We start from the raw sequence: 11,885 nt of genomic DNA on the forward strand, positions 1-11,885 counted from the left end.
CTTCAAGATGGAAAGTGTAAACTTGTCATATTCTAATATGACTACAGGAGATAAATGTGGCTGAAGTATTATTAGGCGTTAATATCGATCACATTGCGACGGTACGCAATGCTCGCGGCACCAATTATCCTGATCCGGTTCAAGCGGCTTTTGTTGCGGAACAGGCGGGAGCCGATGGCATTACCATTCATTTACGTGAAGATCGCCGTCATATTACCGATCGGGATGTAGAACTGTTGAAGAAAACCATCCAGACTCGGATGAATCTTGAAATGGCCGTGACAGATGAAATGGTGGATATTGCCTGTCGTATTAAACCTGAATTTTGCTGTTTGGTGCCTGAAAAACGGCAGGAAGTGACAACAGAAGGGGGCTTAGATGTTATTGGTCAGAAAGATAAGGTTGCTGCGGCGGTTAAGCGTCTATCTGATGCGGGTATTCTTGTCTCGTTATTTATTGATGCGGAACATCGACAAATTGATGCGGCTAGTGAAGTTGGCGCACCTTTCATTGAAATTCATACTGGTGCTTATGCCGATGCAGAAAATGAAGTAGAACAGGAAAAAGAGTTTCATCGTATTAAAGAAGCCGCGACTTATGCAGCGAATAAAGGTCTAACGGTTAATGCGGGTCATGGGCTGACATATCATAATGTACAACGTATTGCTGCTCTGCCGGAAATTTATGAGTTGAATATTGGTCATGCCATTATTGGACGTGCGGTATTCAGTGGTTTGACCGCTGCGGTGGCGGATATGAAAGACCAAATGCGGAAAGCTCGCCGTTAATGGCTATTATTGGGTTAGGTACAGATATTGTTGAAATTGCCCGTATTGAAGGGGTTGTCGAGCGCTCAGGCGAGCGCTTGGCAAAACGCATTCTCAGTGAATTAGAATGGGAACAATATCAGCAACATGAAAAACCGGTTCGTTTTTTGGCTAAGCGTTTTGCGGTAAAAGAAGCCGCAGCAAAGGCACTGGGAACGGGTATCCGTAATGGGCTGGCATTTAACCAGTTTGAAGTGGTCAATGATGCACTGGGAAAACCGATTTTGCGGCTCTATGGTGCGGCGGCGGCGTTGGCTCAGCAATTGGGGGCGACCTCTTTGCATGTGACATTGGCTGATGAGCGCCGCTATGCCTGTGCGACCGTTATCCTTGAGCGTTGATTTCAGATTTTATCTGCATGATGCAATAGCACAAATTTATCCCACAGTTGCTCTTCTGTTTCTTGTCGGTCTGGATCGATGATAATGGTATTATTTATCGGACAGACTGATTGACAAGTTGGAGCATCATAATGACCGATGCATTCGGTGCAACGGTCAGCATCAATCTCATAAATTTCATCTCCCATCGATATCGCCTGATTGGGACATTCGGGTTCACACATATCACAATTGATACAGCTTTTTTTGATTAATAACGACATTTCAATAGATTAACTTATTTTTCATTTTATATTTTTTTCATTCTCTTGAGGAAGAGCAACTCGAATAATAACAAAATATTTATGGCTGTTGTAGTATTAGTAATAACAAAATAATTAAGACCGGGTTCTATCTGAATCCCGGTCTTTTTGTTAATTACGACAATGGCGGAGTTGGCCAGTCAATTTCTGGGGCTTTTGACGTATCAACTCGGTTAAGCATAACTCGGTATTTTTTCCATTCTTTGAGTAATAGCATCTCTCCGTCTGTTGCGATATCAAGTTCTTCCGCATCAGAAAGTGGGGTTATTTTTTCATTCGCGTGAGATATAAATTGCGTTCTTTGGCTTTCCGCTATGGATATCAATTCCTCTTTTGTTGGTGGTGGAATATCTTCCCAACAAGGAAGACCATCTTCGCCAGAGGAAAGTATTTTTCCTATGGGAGGTATTCCCGAAAATTCATTGAATATATCATCAGTTACAGATATAGAATCGTTTGGCCATGAGCCTGCTTCAATGTAATCCTGCTGTAATGATAGCGGATAAAATGCTTTATTTAATGCGCTAAATACATAGTTTTTATCGTTCATAATTTTCTGCCAGTTTTAATTAGTATCCTATTGCCATAAAAAATGTAAAAGTAGTGAGTTTATGATAATTAAGATTTTTATAACATCGAAATTGATGCCGATCTTCTATCGTTGCTGAGAATATACCTGCTGCTTGAGGGTCATTACCACGGTGAGTTAACGTGATACTAAAACATGCATTTGGGAATGGTATTGGAAAATTATTTAAATACCCTGCTTGAGGATCGCTATGGTTATAAACTTGTGCTAATCCCCACATTAAAATTAAACCCGAAGGCAATTTTTGCCAACCGTTCTTAACCAAGTTTGCTGTGAAAAACGACATGTCTGGAATTTGATTAATTCCATTTCCCACTTTCAGGTTTGCAGCTTTATCTAAACCTAAATTTTTCACAAACTCATTTTTATTAGGAATATCTGCGCCGTTTTGCGTTTTTTCCAGTCTGTTATTGGCGTTATTATTTATATCGGAGACAAGCTTCTGTGTTGCAGCCAGTGTATTACTATTACCAATTACATCTGTGAGTTGAACAACACCTTTTTGTGTTAATGAGGCATCGGGAACTTTCTTTATAAATTTTTGTTCTAGCGCTTTATTTAATTGCTCAGTGAGTTTGGCTATATTGCCATCATCCAAAACATCACTGCCAGATTCTGTCGCAATAAAATCAGCTACAACAGAGGCTATTGTGGACGATTGGCGTAATGCTTTATTTAAAACATGACGAGAAATCGTATCATCTGGTGGAAACCCATTTTTTAAATCTTTCTCTCCTTCATATCTTTCTTGACTCACTACATTAGCGTTATTACCAATAGAAAACGCTTTAAAATCATTTTTGGGATTCATATGTATTTTCCTGGAATTCAATAGCCTGTTTTATAGATAATATCTTAAATTATTGTAGAGATAATTTCTCAACGCCCATAGTCTAGAGATAAAGAGGAATAATTAAATATCTTTATAGCTTATAAGGTTAATTATTTTTCGTATATTTTTGAATAATAAACAACCCGATATGTTTCAATTGAAATAATATCTGGATAATTGATGCTTTTTTACATAAACTAACTTAAATAATTTATATGTTGAAAGATTTATTCTGGAAATTAAATTTCGATAACGTACAATAACACTAATATCGTATGAACTAAAAAATCTTGGTGGAGAATAGTTTGTATGATGACAAAATCTTTACCATTGTATTATTGGCAATAATACAATAATTAAGACCGGGTTCTATCTGAATCCCGGTCTTTTTGTTAATTACGACAATGGCGGAGTCGGACAGTCAATTTCTGGTGCGTTTGAAGTGTCAACTTGGTTAAGCATCATTCGGTATTTTTTCCATTCTTTGAGTAATAGCATCTCTCCGTCTGTTGCGATACCAAGTTCTTCTGCATCAGAAAGTGGGGGTATTTTTTATTTGCGAGAGATATAAACTGCTTTATTTGATGAGCTAAATACATAGTTCTTGCCATTCATATTAATATCCTACAGCTCTATAATATGCTGCTACAGGGTTTTGCAAGTCTGTAATACTGCTAAAACATTGGAACTGAGTATTATCGACTATCATTACTGAGAATATCCCTGCGTATTGAGGAGCAGTACCAAGGTGAGTTAACGTGACATTGAGACATTTATTAGGGAACGGAATTGGAAATTTATTCAAATTACCAGGTGAGGAAAGAGCATTACCTTTAACTAATGCTGTTCCCCACATTTCAATTAACCCTGAGGGTAATTTTTGCCAGCCGGTTTCAGCCAAATTTTTGGTGAAAAAGGACATATCTGGAATCTGATTAACCCCAATTCCTACTTCCCGTTTTGCCGCTTCATTTAAACCTAAATTTTTTACAAACGCATTTTTATTGGGAATGTCTGCCCCGTTTTGTGCTTTTTCTAATGCGGAGTCGGAAATTTTAGTTATAATTTTTCGCTCTAACGCTCTATTTAATTGGGTGGTGAGTTTGGTTATATTACCATCATCCAAAACATCACTGCCAGATTCTGTCGCAATAAAATCGGCTACAACAGAGGATATTGTGGAAGACTGACGTAATGCCTTATTTAATACATGAATGGTAAGATCTGTCGGGGGAAATCCAGTTTGCAATTCTGGACTATTTTCATATAAATTTTGAGCCACCACATTAGCACCATCTCTAATAGAAAATGCTTTAAAATCATTCTTTGGATTCATATCAATTTTCCTAAGGTTTAATAGTGGGTTTATATTAATATCTTAAATTTTTGTGAGGACAATTTACTGCCTCTTATAGTTTAAGGATAAAAAAACAACAATTAAATGTTTTTATAAATTATGGTATTAATGGTTTTTGTATGTTTTTAGTAATAAATAATTCGATACTATCTAAGTAATTAATGCTTATTTTATAGAAACTATCTTAAATAATTTCCCTATTAAAAGATTCATTGTTAGAAGTAGATTCCAATGACGTTCGTGGTCATTAATATCGTATGGAGAATAGTTCGGATGATAACAGAATATTTATTGCTGTAATGCTGGCAATAATACAATAACAAAATGATAAAGGCCGGGGTTTGCCTTAATCCCGGCCTTTTTATTAGTTACGATAATGGCGCAATTGGCCAGTCAATTTCCGGTGCTGTTGAAGTATCAACCCGGTTAAGCATCACGCGGTATTTTTTCCATTCTTTGAATAATAGCATTTCTTCGTCTGTTGCTATATCAAGTTCCATAGCATCAGCAAGCGGCATTATTTTTTCATTTGCAATAGATATAAATTGCGTTCTTTGGTTTTCCGCTACGGATATCAATTCCTCTTTTGTTGGTGGTGGAATATCTTCCCAACAAGGAAGACCATCTTCGCCAGAGGAAAGTATTTTTCCTATTGGAGGTATTCCCGAAAATTCATTGAATATATCATCAGTTACAGATATAGAATCGTTTGGCCATGAACCTGCTTCAATGTAATCCTGCTGTAATGATAGCGGATAAAATGCCTTATTTAATGCGCTAAATACATAATTGTTATCGTTCATATTAATACCCTATTGCTCTGTAAAATGCTGCTACAGGAACTTGTAAATTTGGAATACTGGTAAAACATTGGAATTGGGAATTATTGACTGTCATTATTGAAAATGTGCCAGCATGTTGAGGTGCGTTACCAACGTGAGTTAACGTGACGTTGAGACATTTATTCGGGAATGGGATTGGAAAGTTATTTAAAGCACCAGATTCGGCATAAGCATTGCCTTTAACTGATGCTATTCCCCACATTTCAATTAAGCCCGAAGGTAATTTTTGCCATCCGACCTGATTCAGGCTAGAGGTGAAAAACGACATATTAGGAACTTGATTTTCACCATTCCCTATCGTGATATTTGTTGAATCTGATAAACCAAGGTTCTTTATAAATGCAGCTTTATCAGGAATGTCTGCGCCGTTTTGGTCTTTTGCCAATCGATTATTAGCATTATCATTTACATCAGAAACAAGTTTCTGAGTTGAAGCGAGTGTATTACTGTTGCCTATTTGGTCTGTGAGCTGAATGATTCCTTTTTCTGTTAATGAGGCATCGCGAATTTCGGTTGTATTTTTTTGTTCTAAGGCTTTCTTGAATTGGGCGGTGAGTTTGTCTATATCTCCATTATCCAGAACATCTTCGCCAGATTGTGTTGCGATAAAATTAGCGACGGCAGTGGATATGGTTGACGATTGACGTAATGCCTTATTTAATAGTTCAGCGGCAATATCTCCCGCTGGAAATCCAGTTTGTAATTTTTGTTCTTTTTCATATGTTTCTTGGGTCATTATATTTGCATTTTCACTAATAGAAAAAGCCTTAAAATCATTCTTTTGACTCATATATTTTTCTCCAATTAAGTACTGCATTTTATAAATAATATAGTGAATTTTTATAAAAATAATTTTTCCCTATTCACGCCAGCTATAGTTTAGTTAGAAAAAAGAATAATGGAATATTCTTATAACTTATAGGGTTAACTATTTTTATATAATTGTTGGTAATGAACATGTTAATTTTTTGTAATCTGAAATGGATATAAACTATTTGCATTTAATATTTGAAAATGATGTTTATTAATTCCATTTATGGTCTAAGGGAGTTATGTGGTATAACTGAATTGGTTTAATATTTTAATGATTATTGATGTTGAATAACAACAAAATACCAGAGTCAATAAAATGATTAAGATCGGGAGTTATTACAATCCCGATCTTTTTGTTTAATTACGATAATGGCTCAATTGGCCAGTCAATTTCTGGAGCTGTTGAAGTATCAATCCGGTTAAGCATGACGCGGTATTTTTTCCATTCTTTGAGTAATAGCATTTCTTCGTCTGTTGCTATATCAAGTTCTACAGCATCAGTAAGCGGTGTTATTTTTTCATTTGCCAGAGATATAAATTGCGCTTTTTGGCTTTCCGCTATAGATATCAACTCCTCTTTCGTTGGGGGGGGAATATCTTCCCAGCAAGGAAGACCATCTTCACCACAGGAAAGTATTTTTCCTATAGGCGGGATGCCCGAAAATTCATTGAATATATCATCGGTTACAGGTAAAGGATCATTTGGCCATGAGCCAGCTTCAATATAATTCTGTTGTAATAATAGTGGATAAAACGATTTATTTAATGCACTAAATACATAGTTTTTATTGTTCATGATTTTTTGCCAATTTTAATTAAATAATCATCATGGTAAATTAATTGTTTTTAATTAATATCCTATTGCCCTAAAATAGGTATAAACAAAAGTTTGACTGTCACCTGAACCTCTATAACATTTGAATTGACTCTGATTTACTACGGATGCCCCGAATATTCCTGCTGCTCTCGGGTCCCAATCATTGTGAGTTAATGTGATGTTAAAACATTTATTTGGGAACGGTATTGGGAAGTTATTAAGATATCCGAGATCAGGTCTTCCTCCGGCAGAAACTCGTGCTATTCCCCACATTTCAATTAAACCTGAGGGTAATTTTTGCCAACCACTCTGAACCAAGCTTGAGGTGAAAGATGACATATCTGGAATTTGATTAATTCCAGTTCCCACTTCACGTTTTGCAGCTTCATTTAAACCTAAGTTTTTTACAAATGCATTTTTATTGGGGATATCGGCACCGTTTTGCGTTTTTTCTAGTCTGTTATTGGCGTTATTATTTATATCGGAAACCAGCTTCTGAGTTGCAGCCAGTGTATTACTATTGCCAACCACATCTGTAAGCTGAACAATACCTTTCTGTGTTAATGAAGCGTCGGGAATTTTTGTTGTAATTTTTTGTTCTAACGCTTTATTTAATTGTGCAGTGAGTTTGGCTATATTACCGTCATCCAAAACATCACTGTTAGATTCTGTCGCAATAAAGTCAGCTACAACAGATGATATTGTGGAAGATTGGCGTAATGCCTTATTTAATATATGAGTGGTAATATTTTCTGGAGGAAATCCAGTTTGTAAATTTTGACTTTCTTCGTATCTTTCTTGGCTTACTACATTAGCATTATTGCTAATAGAAAATGCTTTAAAATCATTCTTATGACTCATATATATATTCCTTAAGTAAATAATATTCTTTTGTAATTAACATGTTGAGTTATAGTATAATTAATTTATTGAGATTAATTCAGATTATAGTCTACTTAAAAAAGAGGATAGGGGTATTATATTATAAATCAAACGGTTAATTGTTTATGTATAACTGCTGGTAATAAATCGTTTAACTCCTTGTAATAGAAATCATATTCAAGATATTTGTGTTTTATATTTTTAAATTGTTTTTCTTTATTTATTTTGGCGATTTTTTAATGGCTTTCAAAAGTTTTATTAAAATATAGGGGGCAGAATAGAGGCTGCGAAAATACTATGGTTTTGTCTATTGGTTAGATTATTATATTTGTTCAATAGATATGGAGAAATATCCTTATCAAATAGAGAGATAAAATTTTCATAAAAAATAAAATGGGAAAAGGGCTGCCATGCAGCCCATAATTCTAATCAGCAATATAAATTTCTGTAATATCAGGGCAATCATCTTTGTTTACTATAGATAACCTCAGTCCTGCATCTGACGAATGCACAACCAGCCATCCTCTTGAACCATATCCGACGCCAACCAAAATATTATCGATTGGAGGCATTTGTAAAGGTAAAAATATACCTGGGCTACCAGTACGTAAAAATATACATCTTCCTCGTATGTCCTGACTCAGTAATATGCTACTTCCGCTATCTCCACCGGCTCCTATTTTTTGCCACCCCTGATTAGGGCCTTTCCTTTGATATCGCTTGTCAGCTTCCGAACGTGAATATGCTCCGACATCTCCGGCTTCCAGATTGATGTCTTCAACCAATACTTTGCCGTTAATTTTCCTGTTATTAGGAACCGCATTTTTCGCCAATGCTACGGTTTCTGATAAACCAAGTTCATTTACAGTAGGTTTGTTCTTGGTTGTATAAATACTAGTCCAATCTTCTTCAAATCCATAATTATCACGAGCCGAGCGATAAGCAATACCCCCGTTTTTGTAATGCACTTTCAATTGAAAAGCGGGACAACTTCCAACGCCATTATAGAAATGCACAACATGATCACTAAATTTCGGAAGCAATAAGTCATATGACCCTGAATCTGCATTCCACGGGACCTGGTTATCAACAGAATATTTTCCTGTTAATCCGAGCCTAAATGCTCCCACATCGCCAGCCCCTAAATTGATATCTCCAGTCAACGATTTACCATTAATTTTCCTACTACTTGGCACAGCATTTTTCGCCAAATTGACGGTTTCCAATAAGTCGAGATTTTTCACAAACTCATTTTTATTGGGAATATCCGCCCCATTTTGGTTTTTGGCTAATCTATTGTTAGCATTATCATTGACATCAGAAACAAGCTTCTGAGTGGCAGCGAGTGAATGACTATTACCAATCACATCTGTAAGCTGAACAATACCTTTCTGTGTTAATGAGGCATCGGGAACCTTTGGCGCCATTTTCTGTTCCAGCGCCTTATTTAATTGAGCGGTGAGTTTATCTATATTTCCGTCATCCAGAACATCATTACCAGATTGTGTCGCGATAAAATTAGCGACGACAGAGGATATTGTGGATGATTGACGTAATGCCTTATTTAATATATTAGTGGTGATACCGTCGGGTGCAAACCCAGTCTTCAAATTCTGACTGTCTTCATATTTTTCTTGGCTTACTATATTAGCATTATGACTAATAGAAAACGCCTTAAAATCATTTTTAGGACTCATACTATACTCCTTAGATTAAGTAATGAATTTTATAAATAACATATTGAATTATTGCAGAAGTAACTCCTTATTTAATGTGCTGAATACAGGGTTTTTATTGCTTATGACTTTTTGCTAATTTTAATAAAATAATTATAGTAATTTGATTTTATTAAATTAATATCCTACTGCTCTAAAATATGCTGTAACAACGGGAGTCCAATTAGTAGGACTTCTAAAACATCGAAACTCACGCTGATTTTCTATGATGACTGAAAATATTCCTGCTGCGTTAGGACTATGCCCATTATGCGTTAACGTGACATTAAAACATTTATTTGGGAATGGTATTGGAAAGTTGTTTAAATATCCAGACGTGTAAGAGCCATAACCATTAATTTGAGCTATTCCCCACATTTCAATTAGACCAGAAGGTAATTTTTGCCAGCCAGTTTCATTCAAGTTGTTGGTGAAATGCGACATATCTGGAAGCTGATTAATTCTATGATTCAAATTATTATTGATATCGGAGATAAGTTTCTGTGTTGCAGCCAGTGTATTGCTATTGCCAACTACATCTGTAAGTTGAACAACACCTTTCTGTATTAATGAGGCATTGGGAACTTGTGTTGCAAATTTTTGTTGTAACGCCTTATTTAATTGGATATTAAGTTTAGCGGTATCCCCATCATCAAGAACATCTTCACCAGATTGTGTTGCAATAAAGTCAGCTACGGCAGAGGCTATTGTTGACGATTGACGCAATGCTTTATTTAATACATGAATAGTAATATGTTCTGGTGGGAACCCGGTTTTTAAATCTTGTCTGTTTTCGTATTCTTGTTGACTCACTACGTTGGCATTATTATTAATAGAAAAAGCTTTAAAATCATTCTTGGGACTCATATATACTTTCCTTAAATAAAAATAATGTTCTGTTGTAATTAATATGTTGAGTTATAATATAGGTAATTTATCGAGATTGATTCCAATTATAGTCTACTCTAAAAAGAGGATAATAAGATTATATTATAACTTAAACGATTGATTATTTATGTATGATTGATGACAATAAATTGTTTAACATCTTGTAATCGAAAGAATATTTAAGGTGTTTATATTTCATATCTGAAAATTATTTTATCTTATTTCTTTCGGTAATTTTTCTAATGGTTTTCATAAGTTTTATTAAAATACAGGGTGTAAAAGTAGCAGTTACGAAAATATTGTTATTTCATCTATTCGTTAGATTATTATATTTGTTTTATGTTATGTTCCATAAATATAGAAAAATACCTTTCTCAAATAGAGAGAGGAGTTATCTCCTGAAAAAATAAAAAAGGGCTGCTATGCAGCCCATAATTTTAATTAGAAATTATGTTTGACCGGATTGATACTTCAAAGGCATTGGAAATTGACCGGTCAAAACAGTCATTATCATCACTGAAAAAAGATCGGGGATGGAATAATGTCTGGTCTTGATAATTTTATTATTCTGGTATTTGTGGCCACTCAATATCTGAAACCATTGAAGTATCAACACGGTTCAGTAATACCACATACTTCTTCCAGGCAAGCAATAATGCTTTCTCTGCGTCTGAGGCCATCTCAGTCTCAATAGCATATTGTAATAAAATGATAGCTTCATTAGCTTGTTGGCGAAGAATGACACGTTGTTGTTCTGCCTGTTTCATCTGATTGGCTTTTTGAGCTTCAATATCTGTTACCCATTTTTCGCCATCCCATTTATCAAAATCGGTGCTTGGTTGTTTGAATGTCAGCGTTTCTGGTAATTCACCCGGTTTAATAATTTCCTTCTGTTCCCCAGTTTGGGTGTTGTAAGCTATTTTCCCTCGATAATCTGGCACCATTTGCCAGCCGGTTAAATCAGGTGAGCGACAGGCGACATATCCCTCTTGGGTTTCAGGTGGCGCGTCTGTGCAGGAATTGGCAGGAAGGCCGATACCAACGGGAAGGTACTCATCAGAACTGTTTAAATATTCCAGCGTAATCGCGTCGTAATTAAACACAACGATATTTCCGGCACTGATGGCAATATTATTTTTATCCAGTATAGCCTTATTCATCATGCAATCCTCACAATGTAATTAAATGCCACATTTCGTGGACGTGTTTCTATTCCCGTTGAAGCAGCAATCGCATTATCCATATAACCGTAACCCCCAGATCCCATACCGATAGCGATGCCTATTCCGCGAGGATCAATGCCGTAGTTAACATTTTGGTAGATACTATTGAGAATACGGCCTGCTGCACCCACTCCGTCGGTTCCACCATTTGAGTTGGACCACATCCGGACAACCCTGTGACTATGTGGAGCAATATCTGCTAGTTGCCCGGATAATAGATATCGGCCGATATCCACCCCACGCCCATCATCCCAGCCCCGGATAAATTCACCCCGTAAATCAGGTAATCTACCAGTAGGATAAGCTTGCGCTAATTTTGGATATAAAGTTTGATCAAAGATTGCTCCATTGCATTTCACCCACCCATTTGGTGGTATGTCAGCCGGCCAAGGAAGTGGTATTCCTACCGGGATTTCTTCAAGTACCAACGTGCTCATTATGCTGCCCTCATCATATA

14 protein-coding genes and 1 pseudogene are annotated in these 11,885 nt (G+C 36.1%); 2 read left to right on the forward strand and 13 right to left on the reverse strand.

Annotated elements, in window-relative coordinates:
* Positions 1–56: 56 nt before the first annotated feature.
* A complete protein-coding gene (gene pdxJ, locus EAE90_RS01760; protein ID WP_214051991.1) occupies positions 57–788 on the forward strand; it encodes a pyridoxine 5'-phosphate synthase in 732 nt (243 codons plus the stop codon).
* Complete coding sequence (gene acpS / locus EAE90_RS01765) at positions 788–1,168, forward strand: holo-ACP synthase (RefSeq protein WP_011147524.1); 381 nt, start codon at positions 788–790, stop codon at positions 1,166–1,168. Before pdxJ ends, acpS begins: the two co-directional genes overlap by 1 nt.
* A 2-nt stretch (positions 1,169–1,170) precedes the next feature.
* On the opposite strand, the gene EAE90_RS01770 is transcribed toward acpS, so the two are convergent.
* From EAE90_RS01770 to EAE90_RS01835, 13 genes and pseudogenes are all read right to left on the reverse strand, one after another.
* Positions 1,171–1,431 (reverse strand): YfhL family 4Fe-4S dicluster ferredoxin, encoded by a 261-nt coding sequence (locus tag EAE90_RS01770; RefSeq protein ID WP_214051992.1) that lies wholly within the window; start codon positions 1,429–1,431, stop codon positions 1,171–1,173.
* A 154-nt stretch (positions 1,432–1,585) separates the two neighbouring features.
* Entirely contained in the window at positions 1,586–2,020 is a 435-nt protein-coding gene (locus tag EAE90_RS01775) for a tail fiber assembly protein (RefSeq protein ID WP_214051993.1), read from the reverse strand.
* Between the two features lie 19 nt (positions 2,021–2,039).
* Positions 2,040–2,870, reverse strand: coding sequence for a phage tail protein (locus tag EAE90_RS01780; RefSeq protein WP_214051994.1), 831 nt, complete (start codon positions 2,868–2,870; stop codon positions 2,040–2,042).
* A 417-nt stretch (positions 2,871–3,287) separates the two neighbouring features.
* On the reverse strand, positions 3,288–3,389 hold the full coding sequence (locus EAE90_RS01785) for a tail fiber assembly protein (protein WP_281422289.1): 102 nt from the start codon (positions 3,387–3,389) through the stop codon (positions 3,288–3,290).
* A 118-nt stretch (positions 3,390–3,507) separates the two neighbouring features.
* On the reverse strand, positions 3,508–4,227 hold the full coding sequence (locus tag EAE90_RS01790; RefSeq protein WP_214051995.1) for a gp53-like domain-containing protein: 720 nt from the start codon (positions 4,225–4,227) through the stop codon (positions 3,508–3,510).
* Between the two features lie 389 nt (positions 4,228–4,616).
* A complete protein-coding gene (locus EAE90_RS01795; protein ID WP_214051996.1) occupies positions 4,617–5,051 on the reverse strand; it encodes a tail fiber assembly protein in 435 nt (144 codons plus the stop codon).
* A gap of 1 nt (position 5,052) precedes the next feature.
* A complete protein-coding gene (locus EAE90_RS01800; protein WP_214051997.1) occupies positions 5,053–5,880 on the reverse strand; it encodes a phage tail protein in 828 nt (275 codons plus the stop codon).
* A gap of 384 nt (positions 5,881–6,264) precedes the next feature.
* Positions 6,265–6,699 (reverse strand): tail fiber assembly protein, encoded by a 435-nt coding sequence (locus EAE90_RS01805; protein WP_214051998.1) that lies wholly within the window; start codon positions 6,697–6,699, stop codon positions 6,265–6,267.
* Positions 6,700–6,753: 54 nt separating this feature from the next.
* On the reverse strand, positions 6,754–7,581 hold the full coding sequence (locus EAE90_RS01810; RefSeq protein ID WP_214051999.1) for a phage tail protein: 828 nt from the start codon (positions 7,579–7,581) through the stop codon (positions 6,754–6,756).
* Between the two features lie 446 nt (positions 7,582–8,027).
* A complete protein-coding gene (locus tag EAE90_RS23570) occupies positions 8,028–9,299 on the reverse strand; it encodes a phage tail protein (RefSeq protein WP_246550197.1) in 1,272 nt (423 codons plus the stop codon).
* A 156-nt stretch (positions 9,300–9,455) separates the two neighbouring features.
* Positions 9,456–10,184 carry a phage tail protein gene (locus EAE90_RS01825; protein ID WP_214052000.1) on the reverse strand — a complete coding sequence of 243 codons (729 nt, stop codon included), beginning with the start codon at positions 10,182–10,184 and terminating at the stop codon, positions 9,456–9,458.
* A gap of 584 nt (positions 10,185–10,768) precedes the next feature.
* Positions 10,769–11,368, reverse strand: coding sequence for a tail fiber assembly protein (locus EAE90_RS01830; protein ID WP_214052001.1), 600 nt, complete (start codon positions 11,366–11,368; stop codon positions 10,769–10,771).
* A pseudogene (locus EAE90_RS01835) lies at positions 11,365–11,841 on the reverse strand (phage tail protein); the annotation flags it as partial. The gene EAE90_RS01830 and the pseudogene EAE90_RS01835, both read right to left, overlap by 4 nt.
* Between the last annotated feature and the right edge of the window lie 44 nt (positions 11,842–11,885).

The sequence above is a fragment of the Photorhabdus caribbeanensis genome, from assembly GCF_018448885.1.
GTDB classification, from domain to species: Bacteria; Pseudomonadota; Gammaproteobacteria; order Enterobacterales; family Enterobacteriaceae; genus Photorhabdus; species Photorhabdus caribbeanensis.

What these genes read in the sequence shown, in the direction of transcription:
- acpS (WP_011147524.1), top strand. Translation starts at nt 788, where the DNA reads ATGGCTATTATTGGGTTAGGTACAGATATTGTTGAAATTGCCCGTATT.
- EAE90_RS01770 (WP_214051992.1), bottom strand. Translation starts at nt 1,431, where the DNA reads ATGTCGTTATTAATCAAAAAAAGCTGTATCAATTGTGATATGTGTGAA.
- EAE90_RS01775 (WP_214051993.1), bottom strand. Translation starts at nt 2,020, where the DNA reads ATGAACGATAAAAACTATGTATTTAGCGCATTAAATAAAGCATTTTAT.
- EAE90_RS01780 (WP_214051994.1), bottom strand. Translation starts at nt 2,870, where the DNA reads ATGAATCCCAAAAATGATTTTAAAGCGTTTTCTATTGGTAATAACGCT.
- EAE90_RS01785 (WP_281422289.1), bottom strand. Translation starts at nt 3,389, where the DNA reads ATGCTATTACTCAAAGAATGGAAAAAATACCGAATGATGCTTAACCAA.
- EAE90_RS01790 (WP_214051995.1), bottom strand. Translation starts at nt 4,227, where the DNA reads ATGAATCCAAAGAATGATTTTAAAGCATTTTCTATTAGAGATGGTGCT.
- EAE90_RS01795 (WP_214051996.1), bottom strand. Translation starts at nt 5,051, where the DNA reads ATGAACGATAACAATTATGTATTTAGCGCATTAAATAAGGCATTTTAT.
- EAE90_RS01800 (WP_214051997.1), bottom strand. Translation starts at nt 5,880, where the DNA reads ATGAGTCAAAAGAATGATTTTAAGGCTTTTTCTATTAGTGAAAATGCA.
- EAE90_RS01805 (WP_214051998.1), bottom strand. Translation starts at nt 6,699, where the DNA reads ATGAACAATAAAAACTATGTATTTAGTGCATTAAATAAATCGTTTTAT.
- EAE90_RS01810 (WP_214051999.1), bottom strand. Translation starts at nt 7,581, where the DNA reads ATGAGTCATAAGAATGATTTTAAAGCATTTTCTATTAGCAATAATGCT.
- EAE90_RS23570 (WP_246550197.1), bottom strand. Translation starts at nt 9,299, where the DNA reads ATGAGTCCTAAAAATGATTTTAAGGCGTTTTCTATTAGTCATAATGCT.
- EAE90_RS01825 (WP_214052000.1), bottom strand. Translation starts at nt 10,184, where the DNA reads ATGAGTCCCAAGAATGATTTTAAAGCTTTTTCTATTAATAATAATGCC.
- EAE90_RS01830 (WP_214052001.1), bottom strand. Translation starts at nt 11,368, where the DNA reads ATGATGAATAAGGCTATACTGGATAAAAATAATATTGCCATCAGTGCC.